The organism is Rhodanobacter thiooxydans, assembly GCF_030291135.1.
Lineage (GTDB): Bacteria > Pseudomonadota > Gammaproteobacteria > Xanthomonadales > Rhodanobacteraceae > Rhodanobacter > Rhodanobacter thiooxydans_A.
Genome location: NZ_CP127409.1, coordinates 563,918 through 584,813 on the forward strand (window position 1 = coordinate 563,918; position 20,896 = coordinate 584,813).

The window sequence follows — 20,896 nt, forward strand, 5'->3', positions numbered from 1 at the left end:
TGCGCCACTCAGCGACTGTCGAGCGGCACCAGTGCGCGCAGGCGGGTGCCGTGGCCGGCGGCGGAGCGCAATTCGAGCTGGCCGTCGAACAGTTGCAGGCGTTCGCGGATGCCGCCCAGGCCAATGCCGCCGACGGCCTGCGCGCGCTCCGGGTCGAAACCGCAGCCGTCATCGACGATCTGCAACTGCAGGCGGCCGCCGCGTTCGACCAGGTGCACCAGTACGCTGTGCGCGCCGGCATGCTTGACCACGTTGTTGAGCGCTTCCTGGGTGATGCGGAACAGCAGCGTTTGCAGTTCGCCATCGAGGTTGGGCATTGGCTCGATCTCCACTGCGATCGCGATGCCGGCAGCCTCGCCCAGGCTGCGCGCCAGCCAGCGCAGCGCCGGTTCGAGACCGAGGTCGTCGAGGATCGGCGGGCGCAGCAGGCGCGAGAGCTGACGGGTATCGTCGAGGGTGTCGGAACACAGCGTGACCGCGTCGTCGAGGCTGGCGCGCAGCGCTTTGAGTTCCGCCGGCAAGGCATCGCCGATCTGCGCGAGGCGGTGTTTGAGGGCAGTCAGGTTCTGGCCGATGCCATCGTGCAGATCGCGCGCGAGCCGGCGCCGCTCATCCTCCTGTACACGCAACACCGAGCGACCCAGGCGGTGGAACTCACGCTCGTTCGCTTCGAGCCGTTGCAGCAGTTGCTGATACCGCAGCTGGGCTTCGGCGGGCGGGGGGGGGGCATCGCGGGTCATGGCGTAGTTTCGTCCGTTCCGATGCGCCGGACGGATGTACCGGTCGCGTTGCGCAGATCGGCAGGCAGTTTGCCGCGGAAGCTGGCCAGCGCTGCAGTCGCAGCGTGCTCGGCGTCTGTCGCAGCGGGGGTATCGCCGGCCAGGCGCTGGGCGCGTGCGCCAAGGGTGTGGATTTGCGCCGCATCGAGCACCTCGCTGCCGCGCATCAGGCTGGTCGCCTCGCGGTAGGCGCGCAGCGCGGCGGCCGCATCGTGCGCGGCAAGCGCACGCTGCATCGCCAGGGTCAGCCAGTCCAGCCGCAATTCGGCGTTGCCGAGCGCTGCAGTCGCCGCATCCAGCCCGGTGTCGGCATGCGGGTCGATGCGCGCACGCAGCAGCGCCACCCGCAATTGCAGTTCGCGCACGCCCGAGGCGTCGGCCAAGGGCTGCGCACGATCCAGTGCCGCGCTCGCCTCGCGCGTCTGGCCGGCATGCAGCGCCAGCTCCGCGCGCACGATTTCGACGCGCGCGCGCTGTTCGCGGGAAGCGCCGGCATCGCCCGCTTCGAGTGGCTTGAGTTCGCGCTGCGCATCGGCGCCGGCGCCCGCGGCGAGCAGGGCCTGCACGCGCAGCAGGCGCGTGTCGGCTTCGCCACGCTGGTCCTCGCGCTGGCGAAACAGGGCGATCGCCTTGTCGGCCTGGGCGAGCGAGCCGGCCACGTCACCCTGCATCAGCGCGAGTTCGGCCAGGTTGCGCCGGCTCACGGCGGTCTCCTCGGGCATCTGCAGTTTCTCGGCCTCGGCCAGCGCGCGTTGCTGCAGTTCGCCGGCCTCCTGCCAGCGGCCGCGCGCCGCAGCCAGCAGGCCCAGGTTCTGCCCGGTGCGGATGCGGCCGGTGTCGCCGAGCCCGGCGCCGCTTTCTGCGGCACGCTGCCAGTAGCTCTGCGCATCGTCGTAATGGCCGAGCTGATAGTTGGCGAAGCCGATATCGTTGAGTGCCTGCGACAGCCCGTGCGCGTCGCCGGCCTGCTGCCAGCCCTGCAGGGCGCGACGGTAGGCTTCGAGCGCGCCGCGATAGTCGCCGCGTTCCTCGGCGAGCACGCCGAGTTCGTTGTCGACCGCGGCGAGGCCCTTGCGGTCGTCAAGTTCGGCATTCAGCGCGCGGGCCTGCGCAAGCTCGTTGCCCGCTTCGTCGAAAGCACCGCGCAGGCTCAGCACGTTGGCAAGATTGCGCAGGCTGGTGGCCACGCCGCGACGATTGCCGACCTCGCGTTGCAGCGCCACGGCCTTGCGGTATTGCTCCTCGGCGTTGACGGTCTGACCGAGGCGGCCGTAGCCGATGCCGAGCGCGTTGACCGTCTCGGCCACGCCGTAGAGGTTGCGGCTGCGCTTGTACAGCACCAGCGCACGCACCAGATAGTCGTCGACCGCGCGTCTCGCTTCGCCCTGCAGGATCGAGAACTTCCCCAGCTCGAACCAGGCGCGTGGATCGCCGCTGTCGCGTGCGGTGAGCAGCGACAGCCTGGCGATCGCCGCGCTGAAATCACCGCCGCTGCCCTGGGCGCGCGCGAGCTGCAGATCGGCCAGGGTATCGTCGGGAGTCTGCGCGAGTTGCACACGCCATTGCGCGATCGCGCCGGGCACATCGCCATCGTGCAGCGCATGCTCCGCGGTAAACACGCGCTGCAACCGTGCGGGTGCCGTATGGGCGGCGCGTTGCCCCTGTTCGATCGCATCGCGCGCGATGTCGCGCTCGCCGATCGCCTGCGCCAGCCGGAGCTGGACCAGCCACAGCACGGGATCGTTGCGTTCGCTCTTGGTGATGGCGCGCAAACCGTCCAGTGCCGCGGCGAACTTGTCGCCCTCACGCGCCTGCAAGGCGGTACCGAACGCGTCGAGCGTGGCAGTCGCGGCGGGCAGGCGCAGCTCCGGCATGGCCGTATCCGTGCCCAGTGCGTGCCCCAGGGCCGGTTGCGCCAGCCACACGCGGAACGCGGCGACGGCATCGGCCGCGGGCGGGCCGTCGAGAGCCTGCGGCGGAGCGCGGTCTTCACGCAGCTCGGCGTGCACATACCAATGGCCTTCGCGTCGGCGCAGTTCGGAGGACAACGTGCGATCGGCGACGACGAGACGGCGCAGCGTGGCCGGATCGGGATCGCTGCCGGCCGCATCGAGCTGGCGCAGCGCCTGTTGCGTTCGTTCGGTATCGACGCTGGCGACGCCGGGCAGGGCGAAGATGGTTGCGCGCAGATAGGCATCCAGCGCGACCAGACGTGGCACCGGTACCGCCGCACCGCGCAGCGGCAACACCAGCACACGATGCAGCGGCGGCGCGGCGCTGGCGGCACCCTTGTCGCGGGCCGTCCACCACAGCGTGCCGCCGACGCCGGCCAGGGCCAGCAAGGTCGCCATCGCGAACCATGCGCGCCGGTGCGGGCGGAAATCGCGCGGCATCGCGCGGCGATCGATCGCCTCGATCACCGCGGCTGCATCCTGCAGCCGATGCGCGGGCTGCGGTCGCAGCAGCCGTTCGGCAAGCCGCACAACCCAGCCTGGCAGGTCGGGGCGTTCGCGCGTGACCGGTGGCGGCGAGCGCACCAGTCGCTGCGCGATCGCCTCCGTGGCAGTGGCGCTCTGGAACGCGGGCATGCCGGTCAACATCTCGTGCAGGATCAGGCCCAGCGCGTAGAGATCGCTGCGCGTGTCGACCGGGTCACCGCGCGCCTGCTCCGGCGAGAGATAATCGGGGGTGCCGACCACGCCACCCATGCCGGCGTGGGTGAGGCCATTGCTGGCGAGCGAGCGGGCGACGCCAAAATCGCTGATGTAGGCATTGCCCTCGCGGTCGATCAGCACATTGGCCGGCTTGAGGTCGCGATGCACCACCTCACGCGCATGGGCCGCCTGCAGGCCGAGCGCAATCTGCCGCGCGATCCGCAACGCATCCTCGAGCGGTAGCGGGCCGCGGTCGATGCGGTGGTCCAGTCCTTCCCCATCGACGTAGTCCATGCTGATCAGCCAATGGCCGTCGTGCTGGGCGAGGTCGTGGATGCGCACCACATGCGGGCTCGACACCTGACGCGCGAGCAGCAGCTCCTGGCGAAAGCGCTCGAACGAATCCGGTCGCGTCGCCAGCTCCGGCCGCAACAGCTTGATCGCCACCGGTACGTCGAGCGCGATGTCATGGGCACGGTAGACCACGCCCATGCCGCCCACGCCGAGCAGCGCCTCGATACGAAAGCGCCCGGCAAGCAGCGTGCCGGGCGCGAGATCCATTTGCGCGTAGATGCCGGTGGCGGTGGGCTGGCTCATCCGGTCTGCACCACCGGTCCGGCGAGGATGCGGTCCCAGTCGACCGGTGCCGGCGAACGCGCGGCCAGAGCGTCGCTCGCACGGTGTGCGCTGAGCCACAGCGCGGTGCGGTCGGCGAACGCCTCCAGCAGCTCCAGGTCGAGTGTGGTCAGTGGCGGCCCCGCTTCGCGGCGGTCGGCGTAGATCGCGCCGAGTACGCGATCGCCGTCGAGCAGCGGCAGGCACACCAGCGTGCGCAGCCCGCCCTCGACTACCGAGGCGCGCGCGCCGGGCCATGCGTCGCCGCCGATGTCGTTGAACACGATCGCGCGACGCTGTTCGATGGCGCGGGTGACCGCACCAAGGCTGCCGGCGAATTCGCGTCCGACCATCTGCGCCGGGTCGAGCGCGAGCGCCGCCCGGACGCGGTAGCGGCCGTGCTCGTCGATCAGCAGGAAGCCGCGGCTGCAGCCGGCGAGCTCCGCCACCGCGCGCAGGCTGGCCTCGAGCAGTGCCTGGCCGGGGGCGGCCTCGGGGTCGCCGCCATGGGCGATCGTGTCGAGTCGGACGGTATGCGCGGTAGCGGCGCCGTGGCGCTCATGCCAGCGCCGGGCTTCGGCCTCCACCGCGGCAGCGTCGAGCGCCGCGAATTCGCAGTGCACGTCGCCGAAGCGCAGCCAGCAGGAGGATTCAAGCAGCGTGGAGGCGACCTGGGCACCTTCGACGAAGCTACCGTTCTTGCTGCGCAGGTCGGTCAGGCGCCAGCGGTCGCCGCTCACGACGAGCTCGGCGTGCAGGCGCGATACCGAGGGGTGTGCCAGCAATAATTCGCAGTCATCGCCACGGCCGATCCGTAGCCGTTCACCTGGGCTCAGGGAGCGGGTGATGGCGGCGCTGTCGGGGACAAATGCGGTCAGCCGTGCCTGCATGCAGGCATCTTAGCGTGCAGCATCTGTGCGTGCAGGCGTTCGTGCGCACCATCGTGGCGAAGCGCCGCGGTCGCCATGGAGTGCATGGAACCCAGGTTCACGCCAGCGCGTGTCTCAGCGACCGAAATCGCGCTGATAGGCGATGCTGAACGAGAGCGTGGCGGTGGCGGCCAGCAGTTCGCCGGCCTGGTTATCGGTGTCGCGGGTGGCCCGCCATTGCGACGGGATGGCCGTGCCGGCCCGAGCCGCCACGCGCGCGCGAAGCTGGTCGAGCGCGGCCAACGCATCACCGTACTGGCCCTGGTCCATTGCACTCTGCGCCGTGTCTGCGCTCATCTGCAACGGCCCGCGTTCGGACAACGGCAGCAGCGCGATCAGCGACTGCAGCCGGGCGAACTTGTCGGCCACCACATGGCTGGTAGGGCGCAGATCGGTCAGCACCAGGAACTGCGAGAAGCCTCCGGTGGTGCCACGCGCACGCACACTGCCTGGCGCGATCTCGTCGGTGATGTCGCGGAAACTGCCGTTCAGCGGCGCCTTGAACAGACGCAGCTGGCTGCCGGCCGCATAGGCCAGCGCATGCGTATGCACCTCGACCCGCACCGTGCGCTGAAAGCTGAGCCCGCCGAGTGTCGGCGGTTCGATCGTGACCATCAGCGGAAACGACGGATCCGGCCGGTTCAAGCTGCCGTCGGGCAGTCGCGACAGCAGTGCCGGGTCCGACACGTCCACCAGCTGTGCGCTCACGCCGAGGCTGCCTGCATTCAGGCCGAGGCTGTCGTCGAAGGTCAGGATCACTTCGGCCAGCGTCTGCTGCGTGGGCAGGTCGACCCGCACCGTTGCCACGTTGCCGGCAACCGCCACCGTGACCGGCAGGTTCTGCGCCGACACCAGCGAGGCGCACAGACCGAGAACAGAACCGAGCAACAACTTGGCAGCGAGGGTGGATTTCGGCATGGCGGACTCCTGGATGCGGCGCCGGCGGCCGGCCGGCGCTCGGAAAATTTTGCGATTCAACCGAAGCTAGTGGATATGGTCCGACCGTGCCAGTAGGGGGTTTCACCCAGTACGGATGCGTGTGGTGTGGCGGGTGGGCGCGGTAGCTTGGCTCCGGGGCCGGACGGAATGCGCGCGGCCCGCTCATGGGCGCACATTCGGCAACTGCAGATTCTGTTCCTGGATCGCCGCACGTGGGCCCGGCGTGGATTCGGCCCGGCATGAGTCGTTATGCCGGAAGGCGGGGCGTAGGTGATTTCCCCTGCCGCGGATGGATGCAACTCCGGATGGGAGAACCGCAGCATCGGTGTGAATACTCCGCTGGCGCCCCATTCCGGCGGGCGAATCTCCGGAGCCATCATCATGTCGTCCATGTCTGTTTCAACCGTCAAGCGCAGGACCTTTCGCCTCTGCGCAGTGGCAGCTGGCCTGCTCGCCAGCGGCGTTGCGTTGGCCGATGCCCAGCTCGATCCGCAACTGTTGTCGAAGATGGGCGTTGCCGCACCGACGGACCAGTTGCAGGTCGTCATCAGCTATCAGCAATCCGGCCCGGTCACCGCCGACCAGGTCGCCGCGCTCAGGACGCTCGGCATCAGCAAGGGCGTTACCATGCGCACGCTGCCGATCGCCGGCGCGCTGGCGACCCCGGCCGAGATCCGCGCGCTGGCGCAGCGCAACGATGTGGTCTCGATCTATTTCAATGCGCCACTGCAATACCTGGACCAGGAGGCGAATGGTCTCTCCGGTGCCGCGCGCACGGTCGGGAACCCGGCCGACTACCACCGCGCGATCCCATACAGCGGCAAGGGCGTGAGCGTGGTGGTGAACGATTCCGGCGTCGACGGCAGCCACATGGACCTGCAGTACGGCCCGCACGTGGTGCAGAACACGCAGGGCGCGACGAATCTGGCAGCGTACGACTCGATGCTGCCGATCACCTACACCGAGGGTGTGATCAATACCGACTGGGGTTCGGGCCATGGCACCCACTGCGCCGGCATCATCGGCGGCACCGGCGCGCGTTCGAATGGCCTGTACCGCGGCGTGGCGCCCGGTGCCGACCTGGTCGGCTATGGTTCCGGCGCGGTGTTGTTCATCCTCGATGCGGTCGGTGGGCTCGATTATGCCGCCACCAACCAGTTCAGCTTCGCCAACCCGATCCGCGTGACCAGCAACTCCTGGGGCAGCTCGGGCAAGTTCGATCCGCTGAACCCGGTCAATATCGCCAGTTACGAGCTGTACAAACGCGGCATTGTCAGCGTGTTCGCCGCGGGCAACGACGGCCCGGGCGAGGACACCCACAATCCCTATGCGCAGGCACCGTGGGTGATCTCGGTCGGCGCCAGCGAAAAGAACGGCGTGCTGACCGATTTTTCCTCGCGTGGCAAGCGCGGCGAAACGGGCACGTTCAAGATGCCCGATGGCGTGCAGTGGACCTACGTCAACCAGCCGACCATCGTCGCACCCGGTGTGGACATCATCTCCACTCGCGACAGCACGGGCACGCTTCCGGCGCTGGCCGCGGAACAGGATGCCGAGACCATCGATCCGGCTTACCTGCCGTTCTATACCGTGATGAGCGGTACCTCGATGGCCACCCCGCATGTGGCTGGCATTGTCGCGCTGATGCTCGAGGCAAATCCGAAGCTGACCCCGGCAAATGTCAGCGACATCATCAGGCGCACCGCGACCAACATGACCGGCCGGTTGCCGTGGGAAGCTGGTGCCGGCCACATCAATGCCTATACCGCGGTGGCCGAGGCCGCTGGCGTGCGCACCGGCTTTGGTGCGACCGTCAATGCATTGAACGTGTTCAACAGCAGTGAGCTGCTCGTCGCAGGTGCCCCGCCGGTACCGTTCTCGGTGGACTTTGCCCCGATCGGGCCGGTGGGCGAACAGTCCTTCGTCGTCGGGCCGGAAGCCGCCTGGGTCAGCGCGCGCGCCACCATCGACGCCAACACGCTGGCGCTCGTCCTGATCGATCCGGACGGCGTGCGTTACGGTTCGTCGATCGCGCTGCCGGTAATCGGCGATACGGTGACTACCGGCGCGCCGGCCAAGCCGGGCGTATGGCGGGTCACCGTACGCGGCATCGGCTCGATCTCCGGTACCAACGTGGATCCAGCCCATGTCACCAACGGCTACGCAGCACCAGGCACCGTGACCGGCGAGGTCAGTTTCCTCAATAGTGGCGGTTACACCGGCCTCAACGACATCGCCGACCATCCAGCCAGGCAGGCGATCCAGTTTGCCGTCGCCAACCGTCTCGTCGATGGCTATGCGAATGGGCAGTTCCGCCCCGACCAGGTGCTCAAGCGCAGCGAGCTGGCGCAGTATCTGCTGATGGGCACCAGCGTGCGCCAGTATCTGCCGTTCTCCGGCACCCCGAGCTTCACTGATCTTGGTATCAGCAACAGCGCGTATGCCTTTGCCGAGTCGGCCATCGCCCGCGGCGGCGCCCTGCGCAATCTCGGTCAGGATCAGGATGGCGTGATGACCCTGCAGTCGACCGGCGCGTTTCGGCCGAACGACGGTGTCACTCGGGTCAGCCTCGCCTACTCTCTGGTGCAGAGCCTGGCGCTACAGGATGAAGCGCGTTCGTTCACTGGCACCCTCACAGCGTTTTACGATGGCCGGCGCATCCCGCTCGACGATGCCGCCGCGATTCCGGCGAACCTGCGTGGTTATGTGCAACTGGCGCTGGACCGCGGTGTAATCAATGCGCGCTTCGCGGTGACCCAGGGTCCGTACGATCTGCAGCCAACCCTGCACGCCTACTTCGATCCGAGCCTCATGGTCACTCGTGCCGCCTATGCCGTTGCAGCCGGCCGCTACCTCTCGCTTTATCAGAGCGGTCAATAGTCGAAAAGAGCGGGCAAGTGCTTCATCCCGCGTGCGGCCCGGTCACCGGGCCGCAATTTTTTGTCAAATCTCGGCCCTGCTCCTGTCAGGGAAGCCACGGACTCTCGCAGGAGCGCAAAAGCCTTCACTCAAGACGGTAGTTAAAGAGCCACCGGGGCCGAAATCGCTCCCGCAGGCGGTCGAACCTACACGCGATAAGCCACCGTCTTCATTACCATCGAGCTGGCGTGCATCAGCTGCGGCAGCGGGAACGGCAGCTGGATGCCGCCTCGTTGCCTTGCGGCCTGCGCGTGGCGGATCTCGTCCGACTGCATCTGTGTCAGCACGGCGCGCGAACGCTGGTCCTGCACGGGCAGCTTTTCCAGGTGTTCGGCCAGGTGCGCTTCCACCTGGCGCTCGGTTTCCACCACGAAGCCGAGGCTGACCGGGTCGCCGGCCAGCGCGGCGGCGGCGCCGATCGCGTAGCTGCCGGCGTACCACAGCGGGTTGAGCAGGCTGGGGCGGCTGCCCAGCTGGCTCAGGCGCTCGGCGCACCAGGCCAGGTGATCGGTTTCCTCGACCGCGGCATGCAGCAGGTGCTGGCGGTTGTCGGCGTTGCGCGCCAGTGCGGCCTGGCCGAAGTACAGCGCCTGCGCGCAGACCTCGCCGGTATGGTTGATGCGCATCAAGCCGGCGGCATGGCGGCGCTCGGCCTCGTCGAACTCCGCCTCGGCGAGGCCGGCAGCGGGCGAGGGACGATGGGCGCGGGGCGTGCCGGCGATCGCTTCCAGCGCGCGTTCGCAGCCGGCGAGCAGGCGGTCGAAGGGGCTCAATGTGCGCACGTTCATGGGGTTTCCCGTTGCGATTGTTCGGCCAGCAAGGTCAGGGAGGAACCGGCCGGCAGGCAAAGTCCGCGCTGCACGCACTGGTCGGCCAGTTCGGCGATACGGCCAGCCCACAGGGGGACTTTTCAAGCAGCCTGGTGATCATGCTATCATTGCCAGCTCACAGCTCGCCGACCGGTGGGCTTGCGCCATGGATGACGGCTCCGCTATCATCTCGCGCCTTTGTTCCACCGAAGCATGCTTTCCCGGATCATGCGTACCGCCTCACGGCGGCAGACAGGTATTCTGAAATGAAAACGTTTAGCGCCAATGCCGACAACGTCAAGCGCGACTGGTTCGTGGTCGATGCCACGAACAAGACGCTCGGTCGCCTGTCGACCGAAATCGCCCGTCGTCTGCGCGGCAAGCACAAGCCGGAATACACCCCGCACTGCGATACCGGCGATTATATCGTGGTGATCAACGCGCAGAAGGTGGCCGTCACCGGTGCCAAGCTGGACGACAAGAAGTACCACCGGTTCACCGGCTACGTCGGCAACCTGAAGACCACCAGTCTGAAGGACCTGCTGGCGACCTACCCGGAGCGCGTGATCGAGATCGCCGTCAAGGGCATGCTGCCGAAGAACCCGCTGGGCCGCGAGATGTATCGCAAGCTCAAGGTCTACGGCGGTGCCGAGCATCCGCATACCGCACAGCAGCCGCAGGCGCTGGAGATCTAAGGAAATGAGCATGGCAATCCAGCAGAATTACGGCACCGGCCGCCGCAAGACCTCCGCCGCCCGCGTGTTCCTGCGCAAGGGCAGCGGCGCCATTGAAGTCAACGGCAAGTCGCTCGAGCAGTTCTTCGGTCGCGAGACCTCGTGCATGATCGTGCGCCAGCCGCTCGAACTGACCGAGAGCACCGGCAAGTTCGACATCAAGGTGACGGTCGCCGGCGGTGGCATCACCGGCCAGGCCGGCGCGATCCGCCTGGGCATCGCCCGCGCGCTGATCGAGTACGATGAAAGCCTGAAGTCGCCACTGCGCAAGGCCGGCTTCGTGACCCGCGACGCCCGCGAGGTCGAGCGGAAGAAGGTCGGTCTGCACAAGGCACGTCGCGCCACGCAGTTCTCCAAGCGCTAAACCAAGCTTCATAGCCCCGTCGCCAAGCGGTAAGGCACCTGACTCTGACTCAGGCATTCGGTGGTTCGAATCCATCCGGGGCTGCCAAATCCAGATGCCGATACCCGCAGTGATGCGTGGTGATCCGGTCGAGAAGCCCGCCTTACGGCGGGCTTTTTCGTTCTACCAAGGGTGCGGTCGGGGACAGGGCGTCACCGCTTTCGAGCCGAAGTGCTGCCGCAGAACAGCAAGATATTGCGTGCAAATTCATGGACTTCGCCCCTTCGGTTTTGCGGTGCACCAGAGTAAAATTTCCGGTTTCACCTCTGCGATGATTTCATGACGCCAGCCACTGACACCCCCGTGGAGCATACCGATGTGCGTACGGTAGGCAGTACGGATGCACTGCCGATTGCGCCCGCACTGGGCCTTTCACTGGATGCCGCGCGGATGCCGCGCAAATCCACCCTGGTCACGCGCCGCATCCTGCTGATCAGCGTACTGGCGGTGATTCTGGGTGTCGTGGCGGCTTATGTCGCGCAACTGTTGATGCTGACGATCAACCTGATCACCGATCTGTGCTTCTACGGTCGGGTGTCGGACGTGATCGGCCCGCATGCGCATACGGGCTCGTTCGTGCTGTCGCCGGCCGATAACCAGCTGGGTGCATGGGTCATCCTGATTCCGGTCATTGGCGGCCTGCTTGCGGGCGTCATGGCACGCTGGGGCTCGCGGGCGATCCAGGGGCACGGCATTCCCGAGGCGATGGAGCAGATCCTCACCAATGAATCCAACATCCCGGCGCGGATCACCTGGTTGAAGCCGCTGTCGTCGGCGTTTGCCATTGGTACCGGCGGCCCGTTCGGTGCCGAGGGGCCGATCATCTCCACCGGCGGCGCCATGGGTTCGCTGATCGGCCAGCTGCTGCGGGTCACCGCGAACGAGCGCAAGGTGTTGCTGGCGGCGGGTGCGGCTGCCGGCATGGCCGCGGTATTCGGGGCGCCGGTGGCGTCGCTGGTGCTGGCGGTGGAATTGCTGTTGTTCGAACTGCGCCCGCGCTCGCTGATTCCGGTGGCTCTGGCTGCGGTGACGGCCGTTGGCGTCCGCTACGCCACCTACGGTTCGGCGCCGGTATTTCCGATGCCTGAAGTGCTGCAGCCGGGTGGCTGGGCCTTGATCAGCTTCGTGCTGATCGGTGGCCTGGTCGGCTTTGCCTCGGTGTGGGTGACCAAGGCCGTGTACGGGGTCGAGGATATGTTCGAGAAGCTGCCGATCCACTGGATGTGGTGGCCGGCGCTCGGCGCACTCGTTGCAGGTGTGGTGGGCTGGATCGAGCCGCGGACCCTGGGCGTGGGCTACGACAACATCGATGCGCTGGTACAGGGTCACTTCGGCCTCACCGTGCTGCTCAGCTTTGGCGCGTTGAAGTTTGTTTCCTGGGTCATCGCGCTGGGCAGTGGTACCTCCGGCGGTACGCTGGCTCCGTTGTTCATGATCGGTGGATCGCTGGGCGCGGTGATCGGTATCGGCATCAATCATCTGGTCCCGGGCCTCAACGTCGATCCGCGTATCGCGGCGCTGGTGGGCATGGCGGCCATTTTTGCCGGCTCCTCGCGTGCCCTGCTGACCGCGGTGGTGTTTGCCTTTGAAACCACGCGTCAGCCCGCGTGCCTGTTGCCCTTGCTGGGAGGCTGCACCGCGGCCTACCTGATCTCGGCCCTGCTCATGCACAACACGATCATGACCGAGAAGATCGCCCGCCGTGGCGTGAAAGTGCCGTCCGAATATGCGGCCGATTACCTGGAGCAGGTGAGCGTGGGCACAGTGTGTTCGCGCAATGTGGTGACCTTGCAGACCACCCAGACGCTGGCGGAGGTACGGCGCTGGCTGGCCGAGGACTCCGCCGACACCCAGCACCGGAGCTATCCGGTCATCGACGAGAAGGGTCACGTGAAAGGCATGCTGCCCCGACGTACCCTGCTCGACCCGCAATGGCATTACACGCTGGCGTTGAGTGAACTGATCACGCAGGCACCGATTGCGGTCGATGAAACCCACTCGCTGCGCGAGGCCGCCGACCACATGGTTGCCGAAAACGTCGGGCGGCTGGCCGTGGTGAGCAAGAGCGATCCGCGCAAGCTGGTGGGCATCGTCACCCGTGGGGATATCCTGGCGTCCCACGCCCAGCGCCTGCGCGAGGCGCGTTTCAAGGGCCGGCACATCAAGCTGGGCAAGTCGAACAAGGCAGCGCCAGCGGCGTAAACACCCGCGGGCGCATTACGCCCGCAGATTCAGGCGTTCTCGCATCAGCAGGATGCGACGGTGGAGATCAATGGCCAGCCCAGGCTGGCACGTTGCATGGCCGGCGCGGCACTCATGCCGCGCGGTACCGGCACTTCACATCTCGCGATCGCCAACCAGCACCACGTCGGCCGGTCGGCGCGCGAACAGGCCGACGGTGACGATGCCGGGCAACTGGTTGAGTTCGCTCTCCAGCGCGGCCGGGTCGACGATCTGCCAGCCGTGCACGTCGATGATCCAGTTGCCGTTGTCGGTAACCACGCCGTCGCGCCATACCGGCTGGCCGCCGCGCTTGATGATTTCGCGGCCGACCAGGCTACGCGCCATCGGGATCACTTCGATCGGCACCGGGAACTTGCCGAGCAGCTTGACCTGTTTGCTGGAGTCGATGATGCAGACGAACTTCTCGCTGGCTGCCGCCACGATCTTCTCGCGCGTCAGCGCCGCACCGCCGCCCTTGATCAGCCGCTTGTGCGGATCGCACTCGTCGGCACCGTCGATGTAGATCGTTAGCGGACCGGCGGCGTTGAGGTCGAGCACCGGGATGCCCAGCTTCTTCAGCTGCGCGGTGGACTGCTCCGAGCTGGACACCGCGCCCTGGATGCGGTGCTTCAGGTCGGCCAGCGCGTCGATGAAGAACGCCACGGTGGAGCCGGTGCCGACGCCGACGATGGCGCCGTCCTCGACGTAGCGGATCGCGGCTTCGCCGGCCTGGCGTTTTTCGTTGGCGTTGCTCATCGGTGGATTCCGGTGGAGGGTGGTCGGTTCGCGCTCATTCCAGCGCGAGGATGTGTTTCCAGTATGTCGCGTCGACCGGCATCACCGACAGCCGGTTGCCCTTGCGCAACAGCGGCATGTCGGCGAGGGCAGCGTCGTTTTTCAGTTCGTCCAGGCTGATCGTGCGCTTGAGCTTCTTCACGAACTTCACGTCCACCAGCATCCAGCGCGGGTTGTCGCGCGAACTGCTGGGGTCGAAGTACTTGCTCTTGGGATCGAACTGGCTGGGATCGGGGTACGCATCTGTGGCCACCTCGGCGATGCCGACAATGCCGGGCACGGCGCAGTTGGAGTGGTAGAAGAACACCGGGTCGCCCACGCGCATGCCGTCGCGCATGTAGTTGCGTGCCTGGTAGTTGCGCACGCCGTCCCAGGCTTCACGCTTCTTGCGCTTGAGGTCGTCGATCGAGAACGTGTCCGGCTCGGACTTCATCAGCCAGTGGTTCATGCGTTTGCTTCCGGGTGACAGTCGATCAGCTCGCGCTCGGTGGCGATGAAGTCGAGCGGCACGTCCCACGTTTCCTCTTCGACCTGCGGCAATTCCTGGAACGCGTAACCGATGCCGACCAGCAGCGGCTCGGTCGGGCGCACCTGTTCGTTGAGGAAGGCGAAGCTGCGGTCGTAGTAGCCGCCGCCATGGCCGAGCCGGTTGCCGCGACGGTCGAAACCGAGCAGCGGCACGAATACCAGGTCGAGCTGGAACGGTTCCAGCAGTTCGCTCGGCGCGACCGGTTCGGGGATGCCGTAGCGGTTCGGCTGCACGTCGTCGCCGGATTGCCAGGGGGCGAAGCGCAGGAGTTTGTCGCGGCCGATCACCGGCAGCAGGAACTGCTGGCCGCGGCCGGCCAGCGGCGCGATCGCCAGGTTCAGCGGCAGCTCGCCATGGCTGGCCCAGTAGCCGGCCACGCGTGCGTCGGTGAGGTATTCGGGGAGTTGTTCGAGGTTGCGGCGCAGGCCCTGCGCGGCGGCGATGCGCTCGGCGGGCGGCAATGCGCGGCGCTGGTCGGCCAGGCGCTGGCGAAGCTCGCGTCGTCGGGCGGGGGCGTCCACGTTTCGCGCAGCTCCGTCGTAGTTCGCCCCGTTCGTCGCGGGACGAACGGGGCGGGGGAATGAGTGGCGTCAACCGCGATGCCGCTGCCCACCGAACGACCTTGATCCACGATGGATCAGGTGGGAGAGCTACATGGCCTCAAGGCTTTCCGCACGTGGCGGACATGCACAACAGCCGATGTGAAGCCGACCCGGGGCCGTATTTAGGAACAAGGCAAATGTAAGAGTGTGCTGGCGCACATCGCAGAAAACGCCGAGAGCGATTTTAGGCGCTTGATCCCGAATGCGCCACTGTCCGCGGCCAGCCCGGGTTCATGCAGGCAAGCTTTTTCAGCGCTTGACTGGCTCGCTGTCGAGAACGGCATCAAGCTTGCTTCGCAGCGCGGCGAGGCCGTCGCTGAGACGCTGTTCCTGGTTGTCGTGCTGCTTGCGCAGGCTGAGGAATTCGTGCGCCACGCTGATCGCGGCGAGTACCGCCAGCCGCTCGAAGCTGGGCGCCTTCGCGTTCGCGCGCAGCTCGCGCATCTTGCGGTCGAGAAAGCCGGCAGCCTCGAGCAGGCCGTCGCGCTCTTCCGGCGCGCAGGCGATCAGGAATTCTCGGTCGATCAGTCGCAGCGCGACCGGTTCACTGCTGGACATGGTTTCTATCAGCCGTTGCTTTCAAGCGATTTGAGCCGCTGGATCATCGCCTCGACGCGGCTGCGGGCCTGCTCGTTGCGGGCCAGCAGGCCGGCGCGTTCGCCGGACAGTTGCTCCTGGCTCTGGCGCAGGCTGCGGTTTTCCTCGGTGAGGCGGCGCACCGTATCGAGCAGCCGGTCAAGCTGCCGGGCCAGGGAGGCCAACTCCTGATGGACCGGATCGGGCTGGAGGGGATCGGGCGTACTCATGCCCGAAACTATAACAGGACGCCGGCGGAAATCAGCCGGCGCGGAGGTGGGGCCGGGCTGCATTAAACTGGCGGCCATTCCCAGCAGGAGCAACGCCATGACGGCACCCGGACTTGTGGGTCACGACGACATCGACGCGCTGGTCAGGCGCCTGCGCCTGGGCACCGAGGCCAGCGAACTGCATGGCTCGCTGTGCGGCTACCTGGCCGGCGGCGGCTCGCTGCGCGGCAGCTCGGTGCTGGCCGCGCTGCAGCTCGATGGCGAGGCGACCGACGCCAATGCGGACGACCTGGCCTTGCTGGCCCGGTTGGCCCGGCAGAGCGAAACCGAGCTGGCCGACCCCGAGCTAGGCTTCGAGCCGCTGCTGCCGGAGGACGACCGTCCACTGGAGCAGCGCGCCGAGGCGATGGTTGACTGGTGCCGCGGCTTCCTCGGCGGCTTCGGCCTAGCCGGCACCGCGGCGCATGCGCAGTTGTCGGACGAGGCGCAGGAGGTGCTGCGCGATCTCGGTACGATCGCCGCCTCGTCGTTCGATTTCGGCAGCGAGGACGAAGACGAGGATGCGCTGATCGAGGTGCAGGAGTTCGTGCGCGTCGCCGCGATGCTGCTGTACACCGAGTGCGCCGCGCCCGACCCGTCTGCCAGCGGCACCGTGCATTGATCCCGAGCGCGCCGAAACTGGCCGCGCTGGCGATCGGTCCGGACGAATTCGCGCGGCGCCGGCGCCAGTTGATGCAGATGGCTGGCGAGGATGCGGTGCTGCTGGTCGCCGCCGCGCCCGAGCGCATGCGCAATGCCGACGCGGCGTGGCCGTACCGGCAGGATTCGGACTTCCATTACCTGGCCGGCTTCCCCGAATCCGACGCGGTGCTGGCGCTGTTGCCGGGGCGCCGGCACGGCGAGGTGGTGCTGTTCTGCCGCGAACACGATCCCGAGCGTGAACGCTGGCACGGCCAGTCGATCGGCACCGAGCAGGCGGTGGCCGCCTACGGCATGGACGACGCGTTTCCGATCGAGGACATCGATGACATCCTGCCCGGCATGATCGAGGGTCGCGGCCGGGTGTACTGCCATTTTGGCCGTGAGCCGGAGTTCGACGCGCAACTGCTCGGCTGGATGCGCCGCCTGCGCCAGTTGCGCGGCGGCGGTGTGGTGCCGAAGGAATTCGTGGCGCTCGGCCACCTGCTGCACGATCTGCGCCTGTACAAGTCGCGTGCCGAGCTGAAGCTGATGCGCGCGTCCGCGTCGATCGCGGTGGACGCGCACCTGGCCGCCATGCGGATCGCCGCGCCCGGTCGCCACGAATATGAGGTGGAAGCCGAGCTGTTGCGCGTGGTGCGCAGCCGCGGCGCGGTGCCGGCATTTTCGCCGACCGTCGCCGGCGGCGCGAATGCCTGCGTGATGCACTACCAGAGCAACCGCGCGGCGTTGCGCGACGGCGAGCTGCTGCTGATCGACGCCGGCGCCGAACTGGACTGCTATGCGTCCGACATCAGCCGCACGTTCCCGGTCAACGGCCGTTACAGCCGCGAGCAGCGCGCGCTGTACGAAGTGGTGCTGGCCGCGCAGCTGGCGGCGATCGACGAGGTGCGTCCGGGGCGGCCGTTCGGCGCCGCGCACACGGCGGCGGTGCGCGTGCTGGCCGAAGGCCTGTGCGAACTGGGCCTGCTCAAGGGCGATGCCGACACGGCGATCGCCGACGGCAGCTACCGGCGCTATTTTCCGGCCAAGACCGGCCACTGGCTGGGGCTGGACGTGCACGACGTGGGCGATTACCGGGTCGACGGCGAATCGCGCCTGCTCGAACCGGACATGGTGCTGACGGTGGAGCCGGGTTTGTACGTGCCGCCGGACGACCGCTCGGTGGCCGAGCGCTGGCGCGGCATCGGCATCCGCATCGAGGACGACGTGGCGGTGACCCGCGACGGCAACGAGGTGCTGACCGCCGCCGTGCCGAAAGAGGCCGAGGCGATCGAGGCGTTGCTGGCCGGACGCTAGGAGCCCGACAGGCTCCTAGGTCAGTTCGTCCGGCAATGCCGAGTCGTCACGCAGCCGGTTCGCCTCGTCGGTGGCGTGTACTTCGTACCACATCGCGTTGAGGATCGCGAAGGTGCAGGCCAAGCCCAGCCCGAGGATCCATGAGAAATACCACATCGGTCCGCACTCCCTTCAATAACCGCCGTGCGCCTTGCGCACCTGCTCCAGCGTGACTCGTCCGCGCATCACCCGGTATACCCAACTGGTGTAGAGGATGACGATCGGCAGCAGCATGAGGGTGGCCAGCAGCATCAGCTGCAGCGTGCCGCGACTCGACGAGGCGTCCCACACGGTAAGGCTGGAACGCGGGTCGAGGCTGGACGGCAGCAGGAACGGGAACAGCGCGAAGCCGGCCGAGGCGATCGTGCTGCCGACCATCAGGCTGCTGGCGATGAAGCCGGCCACGCTGCGCCGGCCGACCAGCGCCTGCACGCCGACCGCCGAGGCCAGCGCCAGCAGCGGTGCGGCCCAGAACCACGGATATTGCATGTAGCCGGCAAACCAGCTGCTGCCATGGGCGACCTGCTTGTACAACGGATTGGAAACGCCATCAGCGAGCACCGGGCCGACGATCGCGTAGCCGGGGATGCCCCAGGCCAGCCACACGCCGGCCAGCACGTACAGCACGGCAAACACCAGGGTCGCCCAACGCGCGATTGCCACCGCGCGCACGGCGATGGCGTGGTCGGCCTTCAGCGCGGCGAAGCAGGCGCCGTGCGCCAGCAGCATGCCCAGCGAGACCAGGCCGCACAGCAACGCGAACGGATGCAGCAGGTCGAGGAAGCCGCCGTGCCAGCTCATGCGCAGGTCGTCGTCGAAGCGGAACGGCAGGCCGAGGAACAGGTTGCCGAACGCGACGCCGGCCAGCAGCATCACCGCCAGCCCGGAGCCGGCCAGCACCCAGTCCCACAACGAGGCCCAGCGCGGGTCGTGGATCTTGCCGCGGAAGTTGAAGCCGACCGGACGCAGGATCAGCGCCAGCAACACCAGCGCAATCGCCATGTACATGCCGGAAAACGACACCGCGTAGAGCATCGGCCACGCCGCGAAGGTGGCGCCGCCGGCCAGGATGAACCACACCTGGTTGCCCTCCCAGGTGGGCTCGATGCCTTCCAGCAGCACCTTGCGTTCGTCGTTGTCGCGTCCCAGCACCTTGAGCAGGCCGGCGACGCCGAAGTCGAAGCCATCCATGATCGCGAAGCCGATCAGCAGCGTGCCGAGCAAGGCCCACCAGATCATCCGCAGCGTGGCGTAGTCGAGCATGGCGATGTCCTCAGTGCTGGCCGGATGGGATGGCGGCAAGCGCCGGCGGCCAGATGCCCAGCCCGTCCGGCCCCTTGCGCACAAACTTCAGCATCAGGAACACGTCGACGATCGCCAACGCGGTGTAGAAAAACACGAAACCGCCGAGCGAAGTCAGCACCTGGCCGGCGCTCACCGACGATACGCCCAGCGCCGTCGGCAGCACGCCGTCGATCGCCCACGGCTGGCGGCCGTACTCGGCCACGATCCAGCCCAGTTCAATCGCGACCCACGGCAGCGGCAGGCTCCACAGCGCCAGGCGCAGGTACCAGCGACGGCTGTCCAGCGTGCGCGTGCTGGCCTTCCAGAACGAGAACGCAAACAGTGCGATGAAATAGAAGCCGCAGCCGACCATGATGCGGAATGCCCAGAACAGCACCGGCACGTTCGGAATGGTGCTGTCGGCAGCCTTCTGGATGTCCGCCGGCGTTGCCTGGCGCGGATCGTCCACGTACTTCTTCAGCAGCAGCGCATAACCCAGGTCCTTGTCGTGCGCGGCCAGCGTGGCCCTGGCCTGCACGTTGTCCTTGTCCTGGCGCAGCATCAGCATCGCGTCGTAGGCCTGGATGCCGTTGCCGATGCGACCCTTGGCGGCATCCACCAGTTCGGCGATACCGGGCATCGTTTCGTCGAGCGAACGGGTGCCGATCAGACCCATCACCCAGGGAATCTTCACCGCGAAGTGGGTGGTGCGCTGCTGTACGTCCGGGATGCCGAGCAGGGTGAACGAGGCCGGTGCCGGCTCGGTGTGCCACATCGCCTCGATCGCCGCCATCTTCATCTTCTGGTTCAGCGACACGGTGTAGCCGGAGGCGTCGCCCAGCACCACCACCGACAACGCCGCCGCCAGCCCGAAGCTCGCCGCCACCGTCATCGAGCGCCTGGCGAAATCCACGTTGCGTCCGCGCAGCAGGTACCAGGCGCTGATCGACAGCACGAACATCGCCCCCAGCACGTAGCCGGCGCTCACCGTGTGCACGAACTTCTCCTGCGCCACCGGATTGAAGAACACCTCGGAGAACGAGGTCACTTCCATGCGCATCGTGTCCGGGTTGAACGCGGAACCGACCGGATGCTGCATCCACGCGTTCGCCACCAGGATCCACAGCGCCGACAGGCTGGTGCCCAGCGCGAGGAACCACGTCACCAGCAGGTGCTTGATCCGCGAGATGCGATCCCAGCCCATGAAGAACACGCCGACCAGGGTGGCTTCGAGGAAGAACGCCATCAGTCCCTCGATTGCCAGCGGCGCGCCGAAGATGTCGCCGACGTAATGCGAGTAGTACGCCCAGTTCATGCCGAACTGGAATTCCATGGTCACCCCGGTGGCCACGCCCATCGCGAAATTGATGCCGAACAGCACGCCCCAGAACTGCACCATGCGCTTCCACACCTCGCGCCCGGTCATCACATAGACGCTCTCCATGATCGCCAGCATCCACACCAGCCCCAGCGTCAGTGGCACGAACAGGAAGTGATACAGCGCAGTCAGCGCAAACTGCAGGCGCGACAGCGTGACGACGTCGGCGTCGATCAGCATCATGGCTGGATTTCCGATGGCGCGTGGGCGGTGGGGGCCAGCCGCTGTGCGATCGCAGCCGGGCTGACGTCGGGTTTCGGCTGCGGCGCGAACACCACCCACCAGATCAGCGTGAGCGCCGCGATCTTCAGCGCGACGATACCGAACAGCTCAAGCGTCAGCCGCCGCAGTGGCCGCGGCGGCTTATCGAAGGTCCCGGCGGAAGTGCTGGAAACCGGAGAACTGGACATGCGCCGAATCCGTGCATTATCTGCCCGTCAGCATACGCCGCAGGGATGTTT

The 20,896-nt window shown here is 67.2% G+C and carries 20 protein-coding genes, 1 tRNA gene and 1 other RNA gene; 7 read left to right on the forward strand and 15 right to left on the reverse strand.

Annotated features, from left to right (window positions below):
* Window positions 1-8: 8 nt before the first annotated feature.
* The 4 genes from QQA13_RS02415 to QQA13_RS02430 all read right to left on the reverse strand — a co-directional run bounded on the left by QQA13_RS02415 (window position 9) and on the right by QQA13_RS02430 (window position 5,895).
* Window positions 9-740 (reverse strand): sensor histidine kinase, encoded by a 732-nt coding sequence (locus QQA13_RS02415; protein ID WP_286042429.1) that lies wholly within the window; start codon window positions 738-740, stop codon window positions 9-11.
* A complete protein-coding gene (locus tag QQA13_RS02420; RefSeq protein ID WP_108472006.1) occupies window positions 737-4,030 on the reverse strand; it encodes a serine/threonine-protein kinase in 3,294 nt (1,097 codons plus the stop codon). Before QQA13_RS02420 ends, QQA13_RS02415 begins: the two co-directional genes overlap by 4 nt.
* Window positions 4,027-4,938 (reverse strand): FHA domain-containing protein, encoded by a 912-nt coding sequence (locus QQA13_RS02425; RefSeq protein ID WP_108472005.1) that lies wholly within the window; start codon window positions 4,936-4,938, stop codon window positions 4,027-4,029. Before QQA13_RS02425 ends, QQA13_RS02420 begins: the two co-directional genes overlap by 4 nt.
* Before the next feature lie 114 nt (window positions 4,939-5,052).
* The gene (locus tag QQA13_RS02430) at window positions 5,053-5,895 is read right to left on the reverse strand and encodes a DUF6689 family protein (RefSeq protein ID WP_108472004.1); all 843 of its coding nucleotides are present in this window, start codon (window positions 5,893-5,895) and stop codon (window positions 5,053-5,055) included.
* 411 nt (window positions 5,896-6,306) lie between these two features.
* Here QQA13_RS02430 and QQA13_RS02435 point away from each other — a divergent pair, with 411 nt between their 5' ends.
* Window positions 6,307-8,796: a S8 family serine peptidase gene (locus tag QQA13_RS02435; RefSeq protein ID WP_199909841.1), complete on the forward strand. Its 2,490-nt coding sequence runs from the start codon at window positions 6,307-6,309 to the stop codon at window positions 8,794-8,796.
* Window positions 8,797-8,981: 185 nt separating this feature from the next.
* On the opposite strand, the gene coq7 is transcribed toward QQA13_RS02435, so the two are convergent.
* Complete coding sequence (gene coq7, locus QQA13_RS02440) at window positions 8,982-9,623, reverse strand: 2-polyprenyl-3-methyl-6-methoxy-1,4-benzoquinone monooxygenase (RefSeq protein ID WP_108472002.1); 642 nt, start codon at window positions 9,621-9,623, stop codon at window positions 8,982-8,984.
* A gap of 287 nt (window positions 9,624-9,910) precedes the next feature.
* On the opposite strand from coq7, the gene rplM reads away from it, so the two are divergent.
* From rplM to QQA13_RS02460, 4 genes are all read left to right on the forward strand, one after another.
* The gene (gene rplM / locus QQA13_RS02445; protein WP_108472001.1) at window positions 9,911-10,339 is read left to right on the forward strand and encodes a 50S ribosomal protein L13; all 429 of its coding nucleotides are present in this window, start codon (window positions 9,911-9,913) and stop codon (window positions 10,337-10,339) included.
* A 10-nt stretch (window positions 10,340-10,349) separates the two neighbouring features.
* On the forward strand, window positions 10,350-10,742 hold the full coding sequence (rpsI, locus tag QQA13_RS02450; RefSeq protein ID WP_108472017.1) for a 30S ribosomal protein S9: 393 nt from the start codon (window positions 10,350-10,352) through the stop codon (window positions 10,740-10,742).
* Window positions 10,743-10,754: 12 nt separating this feature from the next.
* Window positions 10,755-10,829 (forward strand) — tRNA-Gln (locus tag QQA13_RS02455).
* Window positions 10,830-11,060: 231 nt separating this feature from the next.
* On the forward strand, window positions 11,061-12,983 hold the full coding sequence (locus QQA13_RS02460) for a chloride channel protein (protein WP_108472000.1): 1,923 nt from the start codon (window positions 11,061-11,063) through the stop codon (window positions 12,981-12,983).
* 135 nt (window positions 12,984-13,118) lie between these two features.
* Here the strand turns inward: QQA13_RS02460 and rpiA are convergent, their stop codons facing one another.
* From rpiA to QQA13_RS02490, 6 genes are all read right to left on the reverse strand, one after another.
* Window positions 13,119-13,760, reverse strand: coding sequence for a ribose-5-phosphate isomerase RpiA (gene rpiA, locus QQA13_RS02465; RefSeq protein WP_108471999.1), 642 nt, complete (start codon window positions 13,758-13,760; stop codon window positions 13,119-13,121).
* A gap of 34 nt (window positions 13,761-13,794) precedes the next feature.
* Entirely contained in the window at window positions 13,795-14,247 is a 453-nt protein-coding gene (locus QQA13_RS02470; protein WP_108471998.1) for an EVE domain-containing protein, read from the reverse strand.
* Entirely contained in the window at window positions 14,244-14,849 is a 606-nt protein-coding gene (locus tag QQA13_RS02475) for a 5-formyltetrahydrofolate cyclo-ligase (RefSeq protein ID WP_108471997.1), read from the reverse strand. The genes QQA13_RS02470 and QQA13_RS02475 overlap by 4 nt, the downstream gene beginning before the upstream one ends.
* 66 nt (window positions 14,850-14,915) lie before the next feature.
* Window positions 14,916-15,102, reverse strand: a non-coding RNA gene (gene ssrS / locus QQA13_RS02480) — 6S RNA.
* Window positions 15,103-15,179: 77 nt separating this feature from the next.
* Window positions 15,180-15,488: a cell division protein ZapA gene (locus QQA13_RS02485; protein WP_108471996.1), complete on the reverse strand. Its 309-nt coding sequence runs from the start codon at window positions 15,486-15,488 to the stop codon at window positions 15,180-15,182.
* An 8-nt stretch (window positions 15,489-15,496) separates the two neighbouring features.
* Window positions 15,497-15,736, reverse strand: a complete 240-nt coding sequence (locus QQA13_RS02490; protein ID WP_108471995.1) for a TIGR02449 family protein — start codon at window positions 15,734-15,736, stop codon at window positions 15,497-15,499.
* A gap of 97 nt (window positions 15,737-15,833) precedes the next feature.
* On the opposite strand from QQA13_RS02490, the gene QQA13_RS02495 reads away from it, so the two are divergent.
* Both QQA13_RS02495 and QQA13_RS02500 read left to right on the forward strand, forming a co-directional pair.
* Window positions 15,834-16,397: a UPF0149 family protein gene (locus QQA13_RS02495; protein WP_108471994.1), complete on the forward strand. Its 564-nt coding sequence runs from the start codon at window positions 15,834-15,836 to the stop codon at window positions 16,395-16,397.
* Window positions 16,394-17,734: an aminopeptidase P N-terminal domain-containing protein gene (locus QQA13_RS02500; protein WP_108472016.1), complete on the forward strand. Its 1,341-nt coding sequence runs from the start codon at window positions 16,394-16,396 to the stop codon at window positions 17,732-17,734. Before QQA13_RS02495 ends, QQA13_RS02500 begins: the two co-directional genes overlap by 4 nt.
* A 15-nt stretch (window positions 17,735-17,749) precedes the next feature.
* Here QQA13_RS02500 and cydX read toward each other — a convergent pair whose 3' ends face one another.
* Genes cydX through cydP form a run of 4 tightly spaced genes read right to left on the reverse strand, consistent with a single transcriptional unit; the run spans window position 17,750 to window position 20,845 of the window.
* A complete protein-coding gene (cydX, locus tag QQA13_RS02505) occupies window positions 17,750-17,890 on the reverse strand; it encodes a cytochrome bd-I oxidase subunit CydX (protein ID WP_108471993.1) in 141 nt (46 codons plus the stop codon).
* 15 nt (window positions 17,891-17,905) lie between these two features.
* Window positions 17,906-19,036, reverse strand: a complete 1,131-nt coding sequence (cydB, locus tag QQA13_RS02510) for a cytochrome d ubiquinol oxidase subunit II (RefSeq protein ID WP_108471992.1) — start codon at window positions 19,034-19,036, stop codon at window positions 17,906-17,908.
* A gap of 10 nt (window positions 19,037-19,046) precedes the next feature.
* Entirely contained in the window at window positions 19,047-20,618 is a 1,572-nt protein-coding gene (locus tag QQA13_RS02515; protein WP_108471991.1) for a cytochrome ubiquinol oxidase subunit I, read from the reverse strand.
* Complete coding sequence (cydP, locus tag QQA13_RS02520; protein ID WP_108471990.1) at window positions 20,615-20,845, reverse strand: cytochrome oxidase putative small subunit CydP; 231 nt, start codon at window positions 20,843-20,845, stop codon at window positions 20,615-20,617. The genes QQA13_RS02515 and cydP overlap by 4 nt, the downstream gene beginning before the upstream one ends.
* Window positions 20,846-20,896: the final 51 nt, after the last annotated feature.